The 22,795-nt window shown below is 66.8% G+C and carries 18 protein-coding genes; 9 read left to right on the forward strand and 9 right to left on the reverse strand.

From position 1 onward, the window contains the following. Nucleotides 1–96: 96 nt before the first annotated feature. Complete coding sequence (locus tag ACWGCN_RS09555; protein WP_379315727.1) at nucleotides 97–1,620, reverse strand: flavin-containing monooxygenase; 1,524 nt, start codon at nucleotides 1,618–1,620, stop codon at nucleotides 97–99. 860 nt (nucleotides 1,621–2,480) lie between these two features. Here ACWGCN_RS09555 and ACWGCN_RS09560 point away from each other — a divergent pair. After that, entirely contained in the window at nucleotides 2,481–2,924 is a 444-nt protein-coding gene (locus ACWGCN_RS09560) for a DUF7144 family membrane protein (protein WP_378626797.1), read from the forward strand. Nucleotides 2,925–3,133: 209 nt separating this feature from the next. Further along, on the forward strand, nucleotides 3,134–4,507 hold the full coding sequence (locus tag ACWGCN_RS09565; protein WP_452449170.1) for a cutinase family protein: 1,374 nt from the start codon (nucleotides 3,134–3,136) through the stop codon (nucleotides 4,505–4,507). A 53-nt stretch (nucleotides 4,508–4,560) separates the two neighbouring features. Here ACWGCN_RS09565 and ACWGCN_RS09570 read toward each other — a convergent pair whose 3' ends face one another. The 4 genes from ACWGCN_RS09570 to ACWGCN_RS09585 all read right to left on the reverse strand — a co-directional run bounded on the left by ACWGCN_RS09570 (nucleotide 4,561) and on the right by ACWGCN_RS09585 (nucleotide 7,913). Then, nucleotides 4,561–4,773, reverse strand: a complete 213-nt coding sequence (locus ACWGCN_RS09570; protein WP_378988841.1) for a helix-turn-helix domain-containing protein — start codon at nucleotides 4,771–4,773, stop codon at nucleotides 4,561–4,563. Nucleotides 4,774–4,972: 199 nt separating this feature from the next. Continuing rightward, on the reverse strand, nucleotides 4,973–5,947 hold the full coding sequence (locus ACWGCN_RS09575; protein WP_378988839.1) for a helix-turn-helix domain-containing protein: 975 nt from the start codon (nucleotides 5,945–5,947) through the stop codon (nucleotides 4,973–4,975). A gap of 158 nt (nucleotides 5,948–6,105) precedes the next feature. Beyond that, nucleotides 6,106–6,738: a GNAT family N-acetyltransferase gene (locus tag ACWGCN_RS09580; protein ID WP_378988837.1), complete on the reverse strand. Its 633-nt coding sequence runs from the start codon at nucleotides 6,736–6,738 to the stop codon at nucleotides 6,106–6,108. Next, nucleotides 6,735–7,913 (reverse strand): ThiF family adenylyltransferase, encoded by a 1,179-nt coding sequence (locus ACWGCN_RS09585; RefSeq protein WP_452459119.1) that lies wholly within the window; start codon nucleotides 7,911–7,913, stop codon nucleotides 6,735–6,737. Before ACWGCN_RS09585 ends, ACWGCN_RS09580 begins: the two co-directional genes overlap by 4 nt. A 509-nt stretch (nucleotides 7,914–8,422) precedes the next feature. Between ACWGCN_RS09585 and ACWGCN_RS09590 the strand changes: the two genes are divergently transcribed. After that, nucleotides 8,423–10,627 (forward strand): serine/threonine-protein kinase, encoded by a 2,205-nt coding sequence (locus ACWGCN_RS09590; protein WP_452459120.1) that lies wholly within the window; start codon nucleotides 8,423–8,425, stop codon nucleotides 10,625–10,627. Nucleotides 10,628–11,200: 573 nt separating this feature from the next. Here the strand turns inward: ACWGCN_RS09590 and ACWGCN_RS09595 are convergent. The 3 genes from ACWGCN_RS09595 to ACWGCN_RS09605 all read right to left on the reverse strand — a co-directional run bounded on the left by ACWGCN_RS09595 (nucleotide 11,201) and on the right by ACWGCN_RS09605 (nucleotide 15,416). Beyond that, nucleotides 11,201–13,294: a nitrate- and nitrite sensing domain-containing protein gene (locus tag ACWGCN_RS09595; protein WP_452459121.1), complete on the reverse strand. Its 2,094-nt coding sequence runs from the start codon at nucleotides 13,292–13,294 to the stop codon at nucleotides 11,201–11,203. Between the two features lie 80 nt (nucleotides 13,295–13,374). Continuing rightward, nucleotides 13,375–14,736 (reverse strand): sensor histidine kinase, encoded by a 1,362-nt coding sequence (locus ACWGCN_RS09600; protein ID WP_452459122.1) that lies wholly within the window; start codon nucleotides 14,734–14,736, stop codon nucleotides 13,375–13,377. Next, a complete protein-coding gene (locus ACWGCN_RS09605; RefSeq protein WP_452459138.1) occupies nucleotides 14,733–15,416 on the reverse strand; it encodes a response regulator transcription factor in 684 nt (227 codons plus the stop codon). Before ACWGCN_RS09605 ends, ACWGCN_RS09600 begins: the two co-directional genes overlap by 4 nt. A gap of 271 nt (nucleotides 15,417–15,687) precedes the next feature. On the opposite strand from ACWGCN_RS09605, the gene ACWGCN_RS09610 reads away from it, so the two are divergent. From ACWGCN_RS09610 to ACWGCN_RS09625, 4 genes are all read left to right on the forward strand, one after another. Further along, a complete protein-coding gene (locus ACWGCN_RS09610; protein ID WP_452459123.1) occupies nucleotides 15,688–16,590 on the forward strand; it encodes a cutinase family protein in 903 nt (300 codons plus the stop codon). A gap of 53 nt (nucleotides 16,591–16,643) precedes the next feature. Then, nucleotides 16,644–17,354, forward strand: a complete 711-nt coding sequence (locus tag ACWGCN_RS09615) for a hypothetical protein (protein ID WP_378871200.1) — start codon at nucleotides 16,644–16,646, stop codon at nucleotides 17,352–17,354. A 139-nt stretch (nucleotides 17,355–17,493) separates the two neighbouring features. Further along, the gene (locus ACWGCN_RS09620; protein WP_452459124.1) at nucleotides 17,494–18,468 is read left to right on the forward strand and encodes an alpha/beta hydrolase; all 975 of its coding nucleotides are present in this window, start codon (nucleotides 17,494–17,496) and stop codon (nucleotides 18,466–18,468) included. A 141-nt stretch (nucleotides 18,469–18,609) separates the two neighbouring features. Next, the gene (locus tag ACWGCN_RS09625) at nucleotides 18,610–19,275 is read left to right on the forward strand and encodes a TetR/AcrR family transcriptional regulator (RefSeq protein WP_378871194.1); all 666 of its coding nucleotides are present in this window, start codon (nucleotides 18,610–18,612) and stop codon (nucleotides 19,273–19,275) included. Between the two features lie 39 nt (nucleotides 19,276–19,314). On the opposite strand, the gene ACWGCN_RS09630 is transcribed toward ACWGCN_RS09625, so the two are convergent. Continuing rightward, nucleotides 19,315–20,280, reverse strand: coding sequence for a hypothetical protein (locus tag ACWGCN_RS09630; RefSeq protein WP_452459125.1), 966 nt, complete (start codon nucleotides 20,278–20,280; stop codon nucleotides 19,315–19,317). A 251-nt stretch (nucleotides 20,281–20,531) separates the two neighbouring features. On the opposite strand from ACWGCN_RS09630, the gene ACWGCN_RS09635 reads away from it, so the two are divergent. Beyond that, nucleotides 20,532–21,620 (forward strand): MCE family protein, encoded by a 1,089-nt coding sequence (locus ACWGCN_RS09635; protein WP_452459126.1) that lies wholly within the window; start codon nucleotides 20,532–20,534, stop codon nucleotides 21,618–21,620. Nucleotides 21,621–21,748: 128 nt separating this feature from the next. Beyond that, nucleotides 21,749–22,792, forward strand: coding sequence for an amidohydrolase family protein (locus tag ACWGCN_RS09640; protein ID WP_378988792.1), 1,044 nt, complete (start codon nucleotides 21,749–21,751; stop codon nucleotides 22,790–22,792). Nucleotides 22,793–22,795: the final 3 nt, after the last annotated feature.

A 22,795-nucleotide genomic window follows, 5' to 3' on the forward strand; every position in this document is an offset into this window, starting at 1 on the left:
CGTCGCCGTGACCTGGCGACGAGGTGCAGCGCCCCCTGTGCGGCGCCGCTGCTCGGCGGGCCTCGGCCGGTAGTGCCGAGGCCCGCCGCAGCGCGGTCAGGTGATCTGCTCCGCGACCTCTCGATCGGCGTCGCGTGCTCCGGTGATCGCGGCCACCTTCGCGAACGACTCGGCTGGATCGCTGCCGACGATCTCGTGTTCGAACTCGCTGACGGTTCCAGGCCAGGCATTGGTGACCGTGCCGTCCGCGCGTTTCCACCATGCCGTCGCCGCACCGTCGCACCAGATGGTCCGGGCGAGAGCATGATCCAGACGGTCGAGGTAGCGCGCCATCGCCCGCTCGGTCACCTCCACCGGCGCACCCCAGTCCGCGCTGAGGGCCAGACAGCGCGTGATGTACCGGGCCTGGTGTTGCTTGACCGCGGGGTTGCTGTTCGACGGAGTGAACGAGTGCGGCCCCGCGATCATGTAGAGATTCGGAAAGCCGGGCACCGCGAGTCCGTAGAAGGCGGCCGGTCGACCTCGGCGCCGCCACCGGTCGTGCAGATCCACTCCACCACGGCCACGGATCCGCACCCCGGCGAGGAACTCCGGCGCACGGAACCCGGTGGCCCACACGATGACGTCGGCGCGGCGCTCGGTGCCGTCGACAGTGCGGATCCCGTCGGGGCCGAGCCGGTCGATGCGGTCGGTGACCAGTTCGACGTGTGGCCGGGTCAGCGCCGGATAGTATCCGCTGTCGAGCAGGATCCGTTTCTCCCCGATCCGGTAGTTCGGTGTGAGCTTCGCGCGCAGTTCACGATCGCGCACCTGCCACCGAAGGTGGGCGCGCGCAACGAGTTCGGCCGGTCCCGCCGACCACCCCGCGCGCATGATCGGCGCGAGAACCAGATCAGCCGCGTGGTAGATCCCGGCCCGATACAGGTCGTGCAGACCGGGCACACGCGTCAGCGCCCACCGCGACAGCGGACCGAACGACGCGGCGGGCTTGGGCAGCACCCAGGACGGGGAACGCTGATACACGGTGACACCGGCCGCGACTCGGGCCAGCTCGGGAATCATCTGCGCCGCCGAGGAACCGGTACCGACGACGGCGATCTGCCCGCTCAGGTCCGCGGTGTGATCCCACCGTGCGGAGTGGAACGCGCGGCCGCCGAAGGTCCGCGCTCCCCGCAACCGAGGAATCGCGGGTCGATGCAGTTGGCCGAGCGCCCACACGACCGCGTCGGTGCGGATCCGCTCCCCGGTGGTCGTGGTCAGGGTCCAGGTGCGGTCGGTGTCGCTGTAGTCGGCGGCCATCACGGCGGTATCGCAGCGCAGATGCGCACGCAGACCGTTGCGGTCGGTGACCTCCCGCATGTAGGTCAGGATCGCCTGCTGATCCGGATAACGCACGCGAACGTCTCGATAGGGGTCGAAGGCGAAGCAGTACAGGTGCGCGGGCACATCGCAGGAACAGCCCGGATAGGTGTTCTCCCGCCACACCCCGCCGACCTCCGGTCCTTCTTCGAGGATCAGGAAGTCGCGCACCCCGGCCTGTCTCAGCTGCGCGGCCATGGTGAGCCCACCGAAGCCCGCCCCGACGACAACTACTTCGTGGGTGATCGTGGGCCCGGTCATCGGCGGACGCCATAGGGGCGCGCGAGAATGACGAGTACATCTACTGTGGTCATCGCAGAGTTCTCCAAGTGTCTGCATCTGCTCTGCGGGCGGTGGCGACCGCCGTGCAGAGCTGTTTTCGGGTGTCTCCCCGTGCTCGCGGGGAGGCACCCGATCCGGTATCCGAGGGAGAATGCGCGCTGAATGCGGCGACACGACCCCGGTTGAATTCGCGAGCAGAGGGGTCGACAACGACCCTTCCGCCTTCACCACCGCGGCGGTCCACGGCCGAGTCCCGGGTGCGCCGAAGACGACATTGTTGCCCACGAAATCACCACCCGGACAATCGAATTGGGCCAGGTCATACCGTGAACTCCTCCAATGCTCGGGAACGGCCGCGCATGATTCGCTTGCTTCCGGACTCGGGAGTTCACTCCGACCGGCGCGCACGCGACTTGTCCCCGCCCCACCAGCAACGGCAATCATCCGGCAATCGAGCCGTTCGGCAGGCGGTCTCGGTCGAGCCGGGGTGTCGTCGCGCTTCGGGCCGGCATGCGCCACCGATCCGGCGGCCCACCGCTATTACGAGTGGCCACCACGTCAGTCAGCCGGGGGTTCGCGGAAGGCCGCGAGCGCGGATTGCGAACCTGAAACATCGCCGCATCAAGCGGCGAGTCTCCGGTAAACTCGCTGCGTGTCGAGCTAGACGGATCGTGGGCGATCGAACTCCGATCGCGAGCACCACCCTTCAGTCGGCGCTGCGCACCGGCGTGCCGCGCAATCCGCCGTCCCTACCGAAGTACGCGATTGCCTGTCATTGCGACCTGTCGGAGTCTCGGAGATCCGCGATGGCGGAATATCGCCGCAGCAAGGGGCTTGCCATGACCGAGCGCAATCCTTCCGCAAATCGTCCCGTTCCCGAAGAAGAGCCTTTCGCGCGGCAAGCCGCTGCCGAGGGGATCTCCGTGCTGGCGGCGATCATGCTGTTCATCGCCGCGGCGGCCTCCATCCTCGAGGGCATCTCCGCGATCGCCGAGGACGAGTTCTATGTCGCCGGCTTCAGCTACGTCTACGAATTCGACGCGACCACCTGGGGCTGGGTTCATGTCGTCCTCGGCGTGATCGCCATCGTCTGCTCGATCGGTCTGATGTCGGGCACCGCGTGGGCGCGATACGCGGCGGTGGGCATCGCGGCACTGGTGATCATCGCGAACTTCTTGTCCCTGCCCTACTATCCCGCGTGGTCCATCGTGATCATCGCGATCAGCGTGGTGGTCATCTGGGCCGTCACCGCCTGGCAGCCCGCTCGCCACGACCGGGCATGATGCCGAAAACTGCACAACGCGAAAGCCGCAGGCCAAGGCTCGACCGTCACACCGCGCGGCCCCCGGCAGCTAATCTGAAATGAAACTGTGTCTGAAAACCTCGGCGAAACCGACTGCGAGTGGCGAGAATTGGCCCCGACGGACGGTTCGGCGCAACTCGGCACCTGTCGTACGTCACGAATTCCCTTCGGCAACAGAGGAATTGGACGATGGACAGGTTGTCGAGATCCGCCGCGGCGATGCTGGTTGCCGCCGTCGTCGCGGTCGGGACCGCGGCGGTCGGCGTCGCGCGGGCGGAGACACCCAGCACGCAGCCCTGCACCCCGTACACGGCAATCTTCGCGCCGGGGACCTGGGAGACCACGCCGGGCGCCGATCCCGGGGTGCCCGTCGGGATGCTCCAGCCCGTCGGCGATGGCCTGCAACGGCAGTTCGGCCGGGACATCACCGTGCGCTATGTGCCCTATGCCGCCAGCGCTTTCGACCTTGGTCTGAGCTACGCGGAGTCCCTGGGCACGCTGGAATCCCGCTTGCACCAGATGATGCGCGGCCTGTGCCGCTCGACGCGGGTTATCCTCGCCGGCTACAGCCAGGGCGCGGACGGCATCGGCGATCTCGCCACCGAGATCGGCAATGGCGACGGCCCCATCGATGCCGATCGAGTGGTCGGTGTCGGACTACTGGCCGATCCACACCGCGATCCGAAGACCACACTCTCCCTGGGCAATCCGCAGCCCGGCCTCGGCATAGCCGGAACGCGAAGCCGGGATTTCGGTGCGTTGACAGACCGGGTTCGCACCCTGTGTACCGACGGCGACCTGTACTGCTCCCTCGATGCCACCACCTCCCCGTTCCTCGCTGTATTGGGCCGGGTCCTGAGCGGTGATCCCGAACCGATCGCGAATGTCATCCCCGCCACGGTCGATCCCAGCAGCCTGATCGCTCAGGCTGTCACCATGGGCGCCGGCTGGACCGCCACCGCGGCGAACCTGCCTACCATTCTCGACAACCTCACCCACCTCTCGGAATTCATCGCGGCGGGTGACATTCGCGGTGCGCACCGGACCGCGAATGCCCTGAACGTTGCCCTGTCCCCGTTGGTCGAGGCCGCCGCGGGTGTGGACCGAGTCCTGGTCGCCCAGGTCATCCGCGCGGCCGCCGCCGTCGACCCCGCTGGTTGGACCGCAGCCGTCAGCGTCATCGCCGACGCCCTCGTGCCCATCGATTTTCTGAGCATCGCCGACAGGGTGGGCCGAATTCAGGAAATCCTGTGGCGTGCGGTCGAATCCCTCGATCGCAACGACCCCCTCGCCGCCGCCACCGACCTGGCGACCTTGGCCGCCACCGGCGCCGACCTCACAGGTTCCGTGCTCGGCCCTGTCGCCGCCGGGCTCCGAGCAGACCTCCGCGCGACCACCCGAACCCTGCTCAGCATCGCCGACCCCGCCACCATCGACGAGCTCGTCCAGCTGGCCCGCCAAGGCGTGGACATGGCCAACTTCTACGCCTCCGAGGCTCACGTCGACTACGGCGACGACGTCCTGATCCTCCTGAACTACCTGAGCTCCCAGGTCGTTTCGTAGCCTCGCTGGTGTGTCGGCTCGACCTGCATCGAGCCGACACACCAGCATTCAGATCAGCACGTCACGGCATCGCCGACCGAGTTGTCGAGACGCACCCCCAGAACTCTCGACAACTCGCCGACATTGTCGGCACTGGGTGTCACCACATCGCGCTCCCACCGGCTGATCTGGTTTCCGTCCGCGATTCCGATCCAGTCGGCCAACTCCGCCTGGGTGAACCCGGAGGCCATCCTTGCCGCCCGAATCGCTTTGCCGATCGTGGACATGGTCTCCCCTTTCTCTCGATGCCCTCCGCGCGGACCGCATCGGCGCGGGTGCCCGTCGGCGAACCCTCGTACTCCTGATGCGGTCTCGCGCAGCCACATTCGAAAGGTATCGGCGAATCGGCCTGCGAAGGAGGCTGTGACTGCACGGCAACTGACTGTGCACGCACAAACGTGCGTGCATCCGGGCGCGGAACTCCGGCTACTTCGGTGGGTTGCCCACATCGGTGGCGCTGCGGCGCCAGTCACGGGGCGTCATCCCGAATGCCTCGCGGAATCGCCGGGCGAAGTGGGCGGCGTCGCGGAAACCCACGGCGCCGGCCACAGACGCGATGGACCGGTGCGCGTAGCCTCTGTCGATCAGCATGTCGCGGCCCCGGACCAGGCGTTGTTCGATGATCCACTGCTCGAGGCTGATACCCGACTGTGCGCAGACTTTGTACAGGTGGCGCACAGAGATGTTGTTTCCGGCGGCGATATCGGGGATCTTCAAGTCCGAATCCGACAGGTGGGTCCGCACATACCCGAGGATCTGCTCGATCAGCAGCTGCTCCGGGATGGCGGCGCCGTCACCCGGCCCCCGGCCGGCCGCCGAGATCAGTAGCGCCCGAACCATTTCCAGACACGACTCACCCACGGAAGCAGCGGCCGGATCCGTTTCGAGCTGGTCGGCGATCCCGACCAGATGCTGGATCTGCGCCGTGACCATCGGGTACAGCGGCGACGCCGCCAGCCGCCCATGCGCCGCGACGACCGTTTCCGCGGAAATGCCGAGGCGCTCCCTGGACAGCTGCAGGCACAGCGTTCCGCCGAGACCGTGCCAGCCGGAGGCGAACGTCGTGGCCAGGTCGATCACTTCGCAGGCGCCGGGCTCGATCAGCGTTTGCGCACCGAACTGTTCGTGCCTGCGAACCTGTCCGTTCTGCACGGTCACCGTCAGGGTGTCGCTGGGCGTGGTTCGCTCATGCCGACTGGTTCGGCAGACCTGATGACCGGATACCTCCGAGCGAGTGAGCGCGATCGGACCCAGCATCCAGGCCTGATGACGGCTGACCACTTCGGCCGGCGAATCCCACATCTGCAGGGTGGCCCCGATATCGGCTTCCTGCAGAATTGCGGTGACCGCCTCCCGCCGGTCCGCCGGCGTGAAGTAGTCGGAGTCGATCAGCACTGCCATTTGTGATCTCTACTTCGGATTCTCGTCGGCGGTGGTGTCCCTCCCATCGCCGGGCGCTGCGCGTATTCGGGTGGTGGCGATTCGGGGGTCTGTAGTCGGCGATGCTATCGCGCCGTGGCGCGCCCGGAGCCCGATTCGGCAGGGTTGCCGCACCGACTTCACCGGCCCACAGTGGCGTGTTCCCTTGCCGTGGTAGGCCGTAACGCCAGGATTCGACGTTCGGCAGGTGTCGCCGTCGCAGCCCATTCCGGCCGTATAGCCGCATAGATGCACACGTCGCGCCACCGACCCTGGGTTCGGTACAGCTGACGCAGCCGCGCCTCCGGCGTCAAGCCCACTCCCGACATCACCGTGTCCATCACCGGATGATCGTGGCGGTGCCCCGCCCAGACTCGGTGAATCCCGAGCGGCCCGAAGGCGAATGCCGCCAACAGCCGCCCTGCCTCGATACCGCCCGCGCGCAGCGCCCCCTCCGGAACCACGACCAGACCGCCGATCATCGCGTTGCTGCCGAAATCCTCCACCAGCAGGCCGATGGTGCCGACCATGGTGTCCTCACCCGGCGCCGTGATCGCCAATGTGTACTTGCGCCGCGGAGTCTCGCCTCGGGAACGCAGGGCGGCGTCGAACGACGTCGCGGCCGCCCGCACGCCCATGCTGTCGGTGCCCATGTATCGGGTCAGGTGCGGGTCGGTGAAGATCCGCTGATAGACGCCCAGATCACCGGCACGGAGATCACGCAACCGCAGCCGCGGACCGACCAGTTCCACATTGCGCAGATCGATCGTCAACGGACTTCCTCCATCACCCGCACGAATGCCGGAGCGATCTGTGGGCCTACCGCGGGGATCAGCTCGTCGAGGTCGATATAGGTTCGCCCCGACGGGATCAGCTCGCCGAGCAGGATCCGGCGAGCCGTGTCCGCCACCAAGGCGCCGCCGAGCATCACCCCGGAGGCGAGCTGCGGCCAGCTGCACAGGCTTCGGCCGATCTCACCGACAGCGTCGCGCATCGCCGGACTCAGCCGCGGCTCATCGACCACTGCCAGCAGAAGAGCCAGCAGCTCGCCCCGGTTCATCCCCGCGACATCGGACGAGGTCGACCCACCGATGCGGCCGTGGAACAGCGGGCGATGGGGTTCGCGATCGAAACGCTCCACATCCAGCAAGCCGCGATCGTTGGTGTCCATCAGTACCGGGATCTCTCGGCGCCGCGCGTACTCACGGGCAGCGACTTTCGCCCATACCGTGTCGCATTCCTCCACCAGCAGATCCAGCGGACGGGTGCCCTCCACTCCGTCGAAGAACGGCCCGATCGATTCCTCGGTCAACCCGTCGGTGAACACCTCGATATCGAGATAGGGGTCGATCTCGAACATCTGACGCGCCGCCAGCACGGCCTTGGAGACCCCGAGATCGCCCACCCCGGCCCGCAGCCGGTTCAGATTCGACAGCCCGACGGTGTCGAAGTCGGCCAATCGGAACGATCCGCCGACCCCTTCCATCGCCAGCGTCACAGCCGCGCTGTTGCCCACCGACAGCCCGATCACACCGATTCGGCGCTCACGCAGGACTCGCTGCTGCACTCGGTCGATCTTGTTGCGATTCCGATCTGTCCGTACCCGCTGGAAAACCTTGCGCGGCAGCACATGTACCAACCTGCCGTTCCACGGATAGAACACCCACGTCCCCCACTGCCACAACGGAGTCCCGTCACAGATCCGACGACGGGACGCCACCAGTGAGCCGGTCGACTGCGCGACCGCAGGGTCCTCGCAGCGGATCAGTTCGTCGAGCTGATCTTCGATCGTGTCGTGCACCGCACTGACCGAACCCGACGCTGTCAGCGCTTCGAGATCACGCAGCCCTTCCGGGCTCGATGCATCGAGCAGCTCGGGACGGAAATGCGACGTCGCGGCGCCGGGCGTGAGTGCCGCCGGACGCGGAACCGAGCGATGCCAAACCATGTGTGCACAAACCTCCGACCCTCATGAGGCGAACGGCCACCCGCTCGCCCCTGTCGACCAGGACGCGCAAAGGATACACACAGCACACCTTCAGCAAACCGACCTTCGGTCCACCGGCATGGCGCGACAATACCTCCGGCAAACTGGGACTATGACCAATTAAGTCGGCACGAAAGGCGACCCGTTCCACCGCTCTTTCTCACTATCGCAATAATCCCGCAAGCATCGATTCCAGGGTCTCGGGCGCCGACGACCGCTCACTGGCGCCCGGTTCACCAGAGCGGACACAGTTCGCACCGGCCGGCCACCCCGGGGACGGACTTCCACCGGCATGGCACAGAACAGTCCGGCTACACCGGCGGCGCAGTGGACCCGAGGCGCACCATTTGCTCGAATCGGAGCGATACCCTTGAGCAAGGGAGTCTTGATGGAAGGAGCTGACGTGGGGCAACTGTGCCGCATCGCGTATAGCCGCTCTGTGATCGCCCGAGGCTGATCTCGAGCTGCCGATGTCCGAGCCGATCGACCTGGTCGATGCAGCCGAACGAACCCGCACCGCGCTCGCCAGTGCCGTGGCGGAACTCTCGCAGGCTTGGGCGGCCGGTTCTCCACCCGACCTCTCGGCGTTCCTCCCCGGAGAACCCGCGGCGCGGCACACCGTTCTGGTCGAACTGATCAAGATCGACCTCGAATACCGCTGGCTTCGGTATCACTTTCCCAAACGACTGATCGAATACCGCGCGGAATTCGCCGAACTGCGGGATGGTCCGCTGCCCGCCGAGCTCGTCTATGAGGAATTCCATGCCGTGCGCCGCGGATCGGAGGCGACCGATGCGGCTCCCACCGCGGATGCGGTGACCGCGGGGGCGACCAGCCCCGACCTCGTGAGCGACTACCACAGCACGATCATCGCGCGTCCCGGCGCGCAGGTTCTGCTCGACGCCGTCGATGTCGGCGACCACGTCGACGACTTCGACCTCCTGATGAGGATCGGCGCCGGCGCCTTCGCCCAGGTCTATCTCGCTCGGCAACAATCGATGCAGCGACTCGTCGCGGTCAAGATCTCCCACAACCACGGCATCGAACCGCAGACTCTCGCCCAGCTGGACCACGAATACATCGTGCGCATCTTCGACCAGCGGCTCATCGCCGACGGCCAGCTGAAGCTGCTCTACATGCAGTACCTACCGGGCGGGACGCTGCTCGACGTGCTGCGGTTACGCCGCTCGACGCCGTCGCAACGCCACGGTGGGCAACTGCTGCTCGACGCCGTCGACGAGGTCCTCGCCGCGAAGGGTGAGGTCCGGCCGACCGAATCGGCGATCCGGACCAGGACCGCGGCACTGACCTGGCCGGAGACCGTCGCCTGGCTGGGTCGCCGACTCGCGGACGCGCTGCAGCACGCGTCCGAGCGAGGGGTGCTGCATCGAGATATCAAACCCGCGAATGTGCTGCTGAGCGCCGAGGGAGTGCCGAAGTTGGCCGACTTCAACGTCAGCTTCAGCCAACGGGTCAAGGGCACCAGCCCCCTGGCCTACTTCGGCGGATCCCTGGCGTACATGTCGCCCGAACAGCTCGAAGCCTGCCATCCGGACCTGCCCGCGACCGCTTTCGATCTCGATACTCGCAGCGACATCTTCGCGCTGGCCGTCATGCTGTGGGAATTGCTCACGGGGCGGCGGCCCTTCCCCGACGAGACCTCCGCGGGCGAGTCGGAGACGTCGCTGGCCCGCATGCTCGAATTGCGGCGCCGACCGGTAGAGGCGGCATTCTTGTCGGAGCTTCCGCCGGATTGCCCCATGGCGCTGCGCCGCGTGCTCCTGAAATGCCTGTCGCCCGACCGCGAGGACCGTTATTCGTCCGGTTCGGAAGTGGCCCAGCAGTTCGACCTGTGCCTCGAGAAGAGGGCCCGCGACCTCGTCGATCCGCCGCCGGACAGTTGGCGAACGCGACTGTCGCGATGGCCCACCCTCACCCTCTGGCTGTCATCGATGGTCGGTGTCGGCCTGGCTACGCTGTACCTGGCTGTGCACGCCCAGGAACTGATCAGAGAGCGCCTGCCCGATGCCGCGAACGCGCAGATCAACAGGGGCGTGATGGTGTGCATCCTCTGTGGCTTTCTGCTGGCCGTTGTCATCTACGTCTGCATTTCACGTGATCAGCTCGAGGTTCTTCGCGGCTTGCGCAAGGGCAGACGCTACGACGAGGCAAGGCTCGCGCGGGTGCGGTCACGGACACTGCTGTGGGGCGACCTGTGTGCGCTCAACACCCTGCTGTCCGCGCTTCTCGCCACCGGGACGGCCGTGCTGCTGCTGCGCTGGTTCACCGATCTTCCGGTGCGGTTGCAGGTCCATGCGGCGATGACTGTTCTGGTGGCGGGCACCATCTCGGTCGCCTACACCTTCTTCCTTTCCACGTTCTATCTCGTCCGCTGCGTCTATCCCCGCTACCTGCGCCACGGGCGCATGACGGAGCGCGACTCCGCCGACTTGCGCTGGCTGCGCCGCAGGACCACGGTCTACCTCGCGGTGACGGCGTCGGTGCCGGTGGTCGGGGTGCTGGCCGGATTCAGCTTTCTCGAACCCGAGGAGCTGTGGCTCGTGCGCGATTCGGTACTGGGGCTGTGCGCGGCCGGCGGGCTCGCCTTCGTCGCCGTGTACTGGTTGTTCCGGAAGCTGGACGCGGACCTGCGCGCGCTCAGCCGGGTGGTCTAGCGATCAACCCATGGCGACCTGGATCCGTCTGCCACGCTTCCCGTGCCGCAGGCAGGGAACCAACATTTCTTCACGCATATTGCACAAAAATGGCACTAGTCGATGACTCCTCCGGGAGCCCTCCGTCAACTCGCCCGCCACCATCGAGCTGCCTCCACCCCGAGCAGGGAAGAGTCGACGACCAGGGGCGGCCTAGTGGGCGAGTTGGTCCTCTGTGACGCGTCACTGAGCGTACTGCTCGCCGAAATGCGCGAAGCCGTCACTCGCTACGGACCTGTCATGGCGCCATCCACTCGGTCGACGACCGGCCAGCTCGCCAACGACTTACTGGGCGTGGAGACGTCCGACTTCGCTCTCGTCGACCGGGATCGGCAGTAACAAGCTCGCCGAAGCCGTGCGCGACATCGCCGTCCTACACAACGTCCTCGACACCAACCCGGTCAACAACGTCGCTTGCGGCAATCGGTCGACCGCGGCACTCTTCCCGCGCCTCGGGGGGCTGCGCGTCGGCGTGTCCCGGATCCGAGCAGGACCGAGCCGTCGGCACATCTCGCGCGTGCGCGCCTGTGATGCCTACCGGAGCAGCGGGCGTGCATCACCGGCGCCGGCGGGCTCCGAAGGCGATCTGTCATCGAGCAAGGTGAGAGGTAAGAACACGTGCGCTGTGACTCCGCCGTGGTCCGACTCGGTGAGTCGAACCTTGATCTCGTTGCGGCCGGCGAGGATCGAGACCACGATCAACCCCATGCGCGCATCGCTGGACAGGTGCATGATGCCGAAATCCGGTGCGCTGTCGAGAATTCGATTGATTCGGTTCAGTTCCCGCGGGGACAGTCCCCGCCCTTGGTCGGCGACCTCGACGACGGCGCCACCTTCGACGAGTCCGCCCGAGACCGTGACGGGTGCGGTCGTGGATGAGAAGTAGGTGGCGTTCTCGACCAGCTCGGCGAGCAAGTGGATGGTGTCGGCGACGACGCCGCCGTTGACCGAGACATCAGGGAAGCGGTTGAGTGTGACGCGCGTGTAGTCCTTGGACTCGGTGATCGCCCCCTGCACGACGTCGCTGAGCGGCACCGGATATCGCCATTGCCGTCCGGGACGTTCACCGCCGAGAATGATCAGGTTCTCGGCGTTGCGACGTTCGCGAGTGGCCAGATGGTCGAGTTCGAACAGCAGCTCCATCTTGTCCGGGTCCTCCTCGTGAGCTTCCGCGGCGTCCAGAACTTCCAGCTGGCGAGACGCCATGGCTTGGCTGCGGTGTGCGAGGTTCAAGAAGATCGCGTTGACCGCGCCGCGGGTCCGGGCTTCGGCCATCGCCGCGGACACCGCCGCGCGCTGTGCGGTGTCGAAAGCCTGTGCCAACTGCCCGATTTCATCGTCACCGAAGTCGGATGGAGGTAGAGCCGAGGTCAGATCGATCGCCTCACCAGCACCGATCCGGGACATGATCGCAGGCAGCTCGGTGTCCGCGACGGCCAACGTGTGCAGTCGAAGGCGTCGGAGTCGTCGAATGAGTCCACTCGCCAACCATGAGGTCAGAACGAACGCCACGGCGGCGATGATCAGCGCTGCGAGCATGGTCAGGGCGGAGGTGCGCACGGCGTTGTCCGCGATGTCGGTCGCTCGCTGTTGGACACCGGCGAAGTTGGTGCGCCACAGCGTCAACAGGCCGTTCACCATCAGCCCCAGAATCTGCTGTGCCGCCACGGAATCGGTGGGCAGCGGCTCGGTGGGGTCGTCGCGGTCCGACGGGGCGGGGGCAGCGCCTCTGGCCACGACGGCGTTCTCGAACTCGACCAATTGTCTCCACTGCGGGCTGGAGGTCAGTTGCACGAGCCTCTGCCGGATGGTGGGATCATCCTTGTGTGCCAGTGAGTCCAGGTCGGCGTGGTAGGCGCCGACCCTGGTGGCAAACGCTTGCAAGGCGGCCTGGTCGAGTGCTGTCTCTGCGTCTGCGGCCGCGACGAGTGCGTGCACCGCGGAGATGGCGTCAGCTGTGCGCAGCAAGGTCGCGGTCGTGGTCAAAGCGATAGTGCTGTCCACGTCGGGAGCTCTGGGGACCAATGCCTCGACCGCGATCGTCCCGGTCGCGGTGAGCAGGCTGTATGCCTGGTACACCTCGTCGACTGTCGAGGTACCGCTGACCGTACGCGCGCGCACGGCGCCGAGTCGGCGGACCGTGTCACGCAGCTGGTGAGCGGAATCGTCGAACGCTCCGGTGGTGAGTTCGCCGAGTGACGATGCGGCCTCCAGCAGTGCCGTGCCGGCGGCGTCGACGCGAAGGCGCTGGGCGTTGAGCTCGTCGGAGCCGAGTTCCGGCCGTGCGACGCGAGCCATCGCGAATCGACGTTCCCGCAGCATGGCTTCACTGAAGTCCACCGCCTGCGGCGCCACTCGGAGGATGAGTTCGGCCCACGCCCGGTTCTGCCGGTTCTCCTCGATGAGGTGCAGGCCTACCACGATCACCGCAGTAGCGAACACGATGCTCGGGATGAGCACGATGGCCATCACCCGTGCGCGAATTCCTGTCAGCGGATTCGATTTCGCCGGGCGCGCGGCAGGGTCGTGGCGGATCGGAGTGTGGGTCCGACCACCCCGTGTGCGCCGGAAGCGGGCGGCGCCGGCTCGTCGCGCGTTCGATTCCTTCCGTTCCAGCTGGTCTTTCATTGCCCACTCCCATCAGTTGATGAGAGAATCACATGCGATGTAAACATCAGTCAAGTGGCGTCGTGAGAGTGTCATTCCCGCTACTCGACTCGGTCGGACATCTCAGCTCCGTCGGCACCTCGGGGATCGGGGCAGGCGAGGACGACGGCGAGCCGTAGGCCGCCGAGTGGGCTCGTGATCAGTTCCGCGCGTCCGCCGTGTAGTTCGGCCTGCTGCGCGACCAGGGCGAGGCCGAGGCCCGATCCTTCGCGGGCCGCGCCGGAGCCCCGCCGGAATCGACCGAACACCACGTCGCGTTCGTTCTCGGGCAACCCGGTGCCGTTATCGTCTACCGCGAGCAGGAATCCGTCACCGGTTCGGTGGACGGAGATCTCGATTCGGGTGGCGCGGCCGTGGCGGACCGCGTTCGTGATCGCGTTATCGAGAATCAGGCGGATCCCAGCCGGGGAACAGTGGCAGTCCGCCCGTTGCTCGCCGGAGACGGCCAGGTGGAGTTCCGGATGGGTCCGTGCCGTGTCCGCGACGACCGAGTAGGCCAGCTCGACCACGTCGGACGGTTCACTGATGTGGCGCGATGTCAGTTCACCGGCGGCGAGCAGTTCCAGCGCCACGAGCGTCGATTCGACCCGGCCGTGTTTGCGGAGCGCGTCGTCGAGGATCTGCGCGCGCTCGGCGGGCACCAGTTCGACATCCCGCGCGATCTCGATGTCCATGCGGATGGCGGTGAGCGGGGTTCGGAGCTCATGGGCGGCCGTATTCGCGAACGTGCGCGCTGTCTCGAGAGCCGAGATCGTGCGCTGCTGCGCGGAGTCGATCCGCGCGAGCATCGACCGGACCGAACCGGCGAGTCGATCGGCTTCCCGCACACGGAACCATCCTCTCACCTCGGGCAATTCGTCACCGGCATCGATCCTGCGGGTCAGGTCGATCAGTGGCCGGATCGCCCGGCCGCCGAGTAGCCATCCCAATCCCGATGCCACCGCGATCGCCGCCGCCCCGGCGAGCAGGACGCGCTGACGCTGCTCCCGGGTCACCGATTCCGCCGCGGACAGTGGCGCGGCAACGGACACGAGGTGCGGGCCGATCGGAGACTGCTCCACCGTCATGGTCTTGACGCGGTAGCCGGCATCGTCGAGCACCAGGGTCTGGTGCCCCTCGGGCAGCTCCGGCAGTCGCGTGGACGTGCTGGCGAGAACGGCGCTGTCCTGGTGCAGGGTGATGGCGGCGACGCCGCCGTCGCGCACGCTGCCGATGAACAGTTGCGCGGTACCGACATTCGCTTCGACCAGGCCGGTGATGATGTCCAGTTGCTCGTCGACGTGCCTGATGTTGTTCCGCTCGATCGCGACGAACAGGAAGACGGCGAGCGCGCCGACGACGAGCGTCGTTCCCGTCGCCGCCGCCACCGCGACCCGCGTTCGCAGCGAGAGATTCCCCCTCACGGCCCTTCCTCCCGGAGGACGAACCCGACAGCGCGCACCGTGTGCAGGAGGCGGGGCACGCCGTCGTCTTCGAGTTTGCGGCGAATGTGCCCCACGACGACATCCACGACATTGGTCTGCGGCCGAAAGTCGTAACCCCACACCGTCTCCAGCAGCCGGTCGCGGGTCACGACCTCCCCGTGATGGGTGGCCAGGACACTGATCAGCTCGAATTCCCGCCGTGTCAGCGGAATCTCGCGGCCACGGACCGTCACCCGCAGCGCCGCGAACTCGACCCGCAACACCCCGATGGTCACCGAGTCCTGCGCGGTGCTCCAGCCACTGCCGCGGCGGCGCAGCAGCGCACGCAACCGCGCGGTCAATTCGACGAAGTCGAACGGCTTGGTCAGGTAGTCGTCGGCGCCCAGCTCGAGCCCTTCGATCCGGTCCGATACCCGCGTGCGAGCGCTCACCACACAGATGGGCACGTCGTTGCCGAGTGCGCGCAGCGCGGTGATGAAGGCCAACCCGTCCAGTCCCGGCATCTCGATATCGAGTACCACCACGTCGGGCGTCTGCTCGCGGGTCACCGTCAGTGCGGCCGCGCCGTCGGCCGCGGTACACACCGCGAAGCCGTTGAGACGCAGACCACGTTCCAGCGATTCACGAACGTCGGCGTCGTCGTCGACGACCAGCACCATCCCGCTCGCACCCGGGGCCGCGGAACCCTCGCGGGCGTCCACGGCGCGCGGCCGCACCGTTCGCGCCGTGGTTGCTACGTGCACCTGAATTCACTTCCTCTGCCGGTCGAAACGCTTCCTGTCGGAGGTTTACCGATTGCTTGAGAGTTCTCTGACGACGATTGACTGATCAGATGATCATCTGTGACGTTTTATACCACCAGGGCGCAGTTCCGCCGATGACGCCGGTCACGCTCCTGCCGACCTCCCCGAGACGAACGGAGCCAGACCGGTGCGGACGAACATGCACACCGCGGCCATCGCGTTGGCGGCCGGTGCGGCCATCGCGCTCACGACCGTGCCCGGCACGGTGACGGGCAGCGCCGCCGCGGATCCGGGCTGCCCCGGTCTCACGGTCATCGCGATCCCTGGCACCTGGGAAACCGGCGAAGCCCGGCACACCCCGGGCCCCGGCATGCTCGCCGGCGTCACCGACGGCCTCCCCGCGAGCCAACAGGTCGCCTATGTCGACTATCCCGCGACGGCCTTCCCCTGGGAGGGCAAGGTCTACGGCGCTTCGCAGCGGGTCGCCGTCGACACCGCGCGCGAGATGATGCGAACCATCGCCGACCGCTGCTCCGGCACCGATTTCGCGCTGGTCGGCTACAGCCAGGGTGCCGACGCCGCCGGTGATCTGGCGGCGGAGATCGGCAGAGGCGGCGGGGTCGTGTCGCCGGATCGCGTGCAGGCCGTCGGCCTGCTCTCCGATCCCCAGCGGTCACGGGCCGATGCCCAGGTCGGCCCGCCCGCCCGCGGCGTCGGCGTCCGGGGGCCGCGCCCCGACGGGTTCGGCTCGATCACGGCTCGAGTCCGCACGATCTGCGCCGTCGGCGATCTGTACTGCTCGACCGACGACGAGGACTTCGTCATCGCCATCGCCGGCACCCTGGCCGGAGTTTCCGCCGACCACCCCGACGATCTGCCCCGCTACCGCAGCAGAGCAGCGGAAATGCTGACCGCCCTGCGATCCGCCGACGAACAGGGCGAGCTCACCGACCAGGCCCGCGATGAACGCGCGCGACAGCTCGCGCACTTCTACGGATCCGGAACGCACATGTCCTACGGCAGCTACCCCGTCGACGGCCGGCACACCGCCGTCACCTGGCTGCACGACTGGCTGTCCGCGCTCGGCTGATCCGACCCACCAGACCCTCCCCGGGAAATCTCCGCCACGAAGAAGGAACAGAAATGCGCATCAAGCACTTCACCGCCGTCTCAGCGATCCTGATCGGCGCGCTGGCCACCGGCACCGGGACGGCCTACGCCGACCCGGCCGACGACCTCGGCGTCGTGAACTACACGACGACCACGACCGACACGTCCACGCTCGTCCAGATCGACGCGGGCTCCCTGGTCGTCGAGGACGGCGCCCTGAAGGTGAAGGCACCGGACGGCAAGGTTCTCGCCGGCACCGAACTGAAGTTCCGCGTCGACGAATTCGTCTTCCCCATCGGAGCTGAGATCAACGAGCGGACTGCGACGCTCACTCCGCAGTTCACCCTGGACAAGGCCCACTATGAGCCGGTCGCCCTGCCCTACGAGGAGCAGGCCACCTGGAAGAACGACTACGACCGTGAGCGCGACGCCTGGGCCCGCATGACGAGCACGATCGGACTCGGCGCCTCGATCGGCGCCATGGTCGGCGGAATCGGCGGCGCGGCGGTCGGTTGCGTCATCGGCGGCGCGACCGGCGCGACACTGACCGGCGCGCTCGCGACCATGTTCAGTGGACTCCCGTCCGAGGTGCAGGGCTGCATCGCGGGTGTGGCGGCCGGTGGTTTCCTCGGCGTGCTGGCGGGACAGCTGCTCATCGCCGCGCCCGTGGCGATCTACGCCGCGGTCCAGTACTACACCACGATCAACCAGCCGTCGGTGCAGAGCCAGCAGCAGTCGAAGTAGCGGTCGGAAAGCCGGGCGCGCGGTGGGCCCCGCGCGCCCGTGGCCTTCCACTTCGAGCTGAGCCTCCGCCCGGTGACCAGTATCGAACTGGCTCCGACAACCCATGAAAAGAGACGAAGCGTTGATAGCGCTCTCCCGAATGACATTGTGGCTTGCCCTGTTCTCCTTGCTCACGTTTCTGCTCGTAGCGACACCTCGGTCGAACGCCGCGTTCGATCCCGTCGGCGTCGACTTCTGGGTCGACTCCGATATGGGCCCCGTCAAGACCCGCGTATTCCGCGCGGCCGACGGCAACACCCAGCGCGTGGTCTACGCCCTCGACGGAATGTGGGCACGTGAGGACCTCAACGGCTGGGAGATCGAAACCGAGGTCGCCAGGACACTGACCGAGAACAACATCAATGTCGTGCTGCCGGTCGGCGGACAATCCAGTTTCTATATGGATTGGGATCGCCCGTCGTACCTTCCGGAGGGCGCCGTATCCGAAATCGCCGGTGATTCCGCACCCGACACCGGGCCGGGAAAGTCCTACACCTACACCTGGGAGACACTGTTGACCCGGGTCTTGCCCGCCGCCCTGCACGAACGGCTCGGCCTGTCCCCGACCCGCAACGGTGTCATCGGACTCTCGATGGGTGGTAGCGCCGCGTTCGCGCTCGCCGCTCATCATCCCGCCCAGTTCAGCTATGCCGCGTCCCTGTCCGGATATCTGAACCCGTCGGCTCCGGGCATGCGCGGAGCGATCTCGGCCGCCATGGCCAAGGCTGGTGGGTACAACATCTCGTGCATGATCAGCTCGCCGACCTCCGACAAATGGCAGTGGATGGATCCCATGTTCCTCGCCCCCGCTCTCATCCGGAACGGGACCGAGCTGTGGGTGTCGGCCGCCAACGGCGTGCCGTCCGAGGCCGGGGAGCCGAGCAAGCAGGCCGCGGAGGGCTCGGCACTCGAGACGCTGTCCCTGACCAACTCACGGTCGTTCCAGACACGCATGAAGTCACTGGGCGCCACCACCGTGACCTACGACTTCCCTTCCTCGGGTGTCCACGCCTGGAAGTACTGGGAAGCCCAGGTCGTGAAGATGCTGCCCGTCCTGTCCGGCGCCATCGGCTGAGCCGACCCTTCGCGCCGGTCGGTCGCTGTGGGTGCGACGCCGGGCCCACAGCGACCGCCACACCCACGCCACGAGTCGCACGCATCGGTACTGAATATCCGATCAGTTATGATTGCTGCGGCAACTCGAGGTGGAGGGCAGATGACAGCCGAGCAGACCACACCCACGCGTACCGATCGTCGCCGGGAACGCACGCGCAATGCGCTGCTCGGCGCTGCGCGGAAGTTCTTGTCCGAGGGCAAGTCATCGGTCAGCATCAAGGAGATCACCGACGCCGCGGACGTCGGTTTCGGCTCCTTCTACAACCACTTCGACTCCAAAGAACAGCTCTTCGACGAGGCCGTGCGGTCCGCGCTGAACGTCTACAGCACGATGCGCGACCAGGTCGTGGCTCGCTACGACGACCCGGCCGAGGTCTTCGCGGTCAGCTTCCGGCTGACCGGACGGCTACAGCGCCGACTTCCCGAGATGGTGCGCGTGGTCCTGCATTCCGGCATGGGGGTCATGTTGCGCGACGAGGGGCTCGCGCCCCGTGCCCGTCAGGACATCGTGGCCGCGCAGGAGGCAGGGCGCTTCGAACCGATGGATCCCGATCTGGCCGTCATGGCGGCGGGCGGAACGCTGCTGGGACTGCTGCAACTGCTCGACGCCGATCCGGATGCGGACGCGGCGGCACTCGCCGACGACATGGCATATCGAGCCCTGCGCATGTTCGGCGTGAACAAGCGAACCGCGCAGCGCCTCAGCTCCGGACCACTCCCCCAGCTGCCCGCCGACCCCGATCTGCCCCTCGGGGCCGGCGAGTAGACCCACACTCGGTCCGGCCGGGACAGATGCGGACAGGCGTCACCGGTTCGGGTCGAACTCTTCGGTTCCGAGCACGAGGCGCAGTCCGGAAATCCCGGAATGCGCTCGTGCGTAAGCGAGTTCGCGGCTGATGTCGCCGACATTGTTGATGATGGGCAACCCGAGCCCCACAGTCGAGAGCGTGCCCACCGCTCGTCCTTCGGCGTCGAGGAAGGCGCTTCCGCTGTCACCCGGAATGCCGGGCGTCGGCGATTTCAGGGCGTGGGTCCACCCGCCGAGTGAGCTGTCATCGGCGAAGCTCTCACCTCGCTGCGGCGACAGCCCGGGGAGGCCACCCCGGATTCTCGAGTTGCCATAGCTGTAGACGTGTTCGCCCTCGGGCGTGCCGGTGGTGTTGAGACCGGTGGGACCGCCCCAGTACGGCACGCTCGGATTGACCTGATCGACGAGGCCGGGGTCGATCTCGATCAGCGCGAAGTCGTTGTACGCGCAGGCATTCGGGTCCGCTTCGCCGAGTTGCCGCATCGTCAGCCAGCTGCTGTAGGCCAGCCGGCCGGTGCCGATGGTGGTGCCGTCGGAACGGAGTGAGCCACGGCGGGTGAAATCGACCGCGGTGTCGAGCGGCTGACTGGTGGCCGTACATCCGTCGGTTTCGGTGGATCCGCCCGTTCCGGCGCAGTGCGCGGACTGGCCGAGGTAGACCCTGTCGGTGTCGTCGACGAACACGTAGTTCGTCGTGCACTGCCCGCCTCCGTGCGTGTTCGCTTGGATCCCGGGGGTCAGGACGGCCGAACCGGCGGCCGCCCACCGATGACCGGCGTCTTCCGGGGTGACCACCTCCGCCGCGACGGGACTCGTCGTCCGGGGCGACGTCGCGACCGTGCCGCTCGCACCGGACTCCCGCGATCCTCCCGGTACGCCGATTCCACACCCGGAGATCAACAGTGACGCGGAGCACATGACTCCGATCACAGGCAGGGCGACTACGCGCTGCAGGTTCGACATCTCGACCCGGTCCCTTCTGCCGGTGCGGGGCATGGAGCAGCGCGCCGACCGGGCGATATTTTATGACTGTTTCATCAATAATGATGGTCAGTTCTATAAACTGCAACGACGCCGCACCGAGAGTGACGGGAGTCATCCCGATCCGAGCCCGACACTCCGGGCGTATTTGATGATTTCATCACCAGATCGTGTCGATGCTTCTATCATTTGTGATCGCATCATCATTTATTGGAGCGCGAAGGGACCCGTTCATGCTGGGCAGAAAGAAGGCCGGGTTCCACTGGCTGTGCGTCGCGGGCGGAGCAGCCGCCCTCACCCTCGGCGGTTGCTCCGCCCTGCCGACATCGACGCCTCCCACCAAGATCACCGCGGATTTCGAGAACATCGCGGGCATGTACGAGGGCAACGAGATCATGGTCCTCGGCCTCGCGGTCGGCAAGGTCGACAAGATCGTCCCCAAGGGCACCTACGTCGAGGTCCACATGACCGTTGACGCAGGCATCGAGATCCCGAAAGACGCCATCGCGGCGATCATCTCGCCATCGATCGTCACCGACCGCCACATCGAGATCACCCCGCCCTACACCGGCGGCGGTACCCTCGAATCCGGCGATCACCTGCCGCTCGCGCGGACCAGGACCCCGGTCGAGCTGGACACGATGATCAAGACCATCGACCAGTTCGCAGCCTCGCTCGAGCCCGAACCCGGCCAGGAGGGTCTCGGCCCGCTCTCAGGCCGGGCGCTCTACCCGGTGCTCAACGGCAACGGCCAGAAGATCCGCGAAACCCTCGACGCGCTCTCAGGTGCTTTGAAGGTCGGTGTCGACAACAAAGACGCCATCGCCAACATCATCATCAAGCTCAACGAGCTCACGACGATGCTGGCCGACAACGACCAGTCGGTGCGCGACTTCAGCGACCGGATGACCGCCATGTCGGGGCTGCTAGCCGAGCAGGCGCCCGGCCTGCAGGCAACACTGGACCAGCTCAACGCCTTCCTGGCCAACACCAGCATCGCATTCGCCGGGCACCAGGACGAGCTCGCCGCCTCACTCGCCGGTTTGACCAATGTCACCAACCAACTACGTGCGAACTCCGGCGCGCTCACCGAGATCGTTGACCTCACTCCGCTGCTCATGGAGAACATCGACCGCACGATGGACAAAGACGGAAGGTACTTCCGCCAGAACGTGCTGATCGGAACCGCCCTGTCGGGCGAGATCATCAGCGTCTTCTGCGAGCGGATCCAGATGCGCGCGGACGGCTGCCGCACCGGCAACATGCAGGACTTCGGTCCCGACTACGGACTCACGGCCGCCCTGCTGGGGCTGACGAAGTAGCCCGCACCCAGCGCGAAGCTGCTGACATTTTCATCACTATAGCTAGAGAGTCGTCGTAACTGATACTATCATCACATAAGTGCCGATGGTGTAGCCGCAGATCTCTCCACCATGAACGGAAGGACCCGATGAACGCGGACCGAATCGACGTGCATCAGCACATGATCCCGCCGGTCTATCGCGACGCGCTGCGCCGCCACGGCATCACCGCCCCGGGTGGCCGGGATCTGCCGGACTGGTCGCCGGACTCGGCTCTGAGCCTGATGGCGACTGCGAGGATCGGCTCGGCGATTCTGTCGGTGTCGACACCCGGAACCACCTTCCTTACCGATCCCGCCGAGGCCACGACGCTCGCCCAGGCCCTCAACGACTACTCCTGCGAGATCTCGGCCGCCCACCCGGGACAGCTCGGATTCATGGCCACCTTGCCCATGCCCGACGTGCGAGCGTCCCGGCTGGAAGCCGAACGAGCCCTCGATACTCTCGGCGCCGACGGAGTGGTGCTGCTCGGGAACTCCGCCGGGGTTTATCTCGGCGCCGAGGGCCAGGACGAACTCTTCCGCGCGCTCGACGACCGTCGCGCGGTCGTTCTGGTACACCCGGCGGATCTTCCCGGCGAGTCGGTTCCCGGAATCCTGCCCTTCGCCGCGGACTTCCTCCTCGACACGACCCGGGCCGCCTACCTGTTGGTGCGCAACGGGATTCGACGTCGGTACCCGAACATCAAGTTCATCCTGTCGCACGGTGGCGGCTTCGTCCCCTACGCGGCCCACCGGCTGGCGCTCACCATCTTCAGCGAAACCGGAGTGAGCCCGGCCGACCTGATCGACGAGTTCGCCGGGTTCTATTTCGACACCGCGCTGTCCTCGAGCGCGTCGGCCCTGCCGAGCCTGCTGTCGTTCGCCCGGCCGGGCCACGTCCTCTACGGCAGCGACTGGCCGTTCGCCCCCGATCCGGCGGTGCTCTACTTCGGCGGCGGCCTCGACGCCTACGCGGGTCTCGATGACGCCCAGCGCCGTGCCGTCGAGCGCGTCAACGCACTCACCCTGTTCCCCCGTTTCGGTGCCGCCCCGGCCATCGCACCGTCGACGCCGGTGCTGAACCGGGTTCGGAGCACGATTCGGCGCCAAGCCTTCCGTGGCATCGCACGGGCGATCGGTCCACGAGCGTAGGCC

The sequence above is a fragment of the Nocardia sp. NPDC055050 genome (assembly GCF_053608345.1).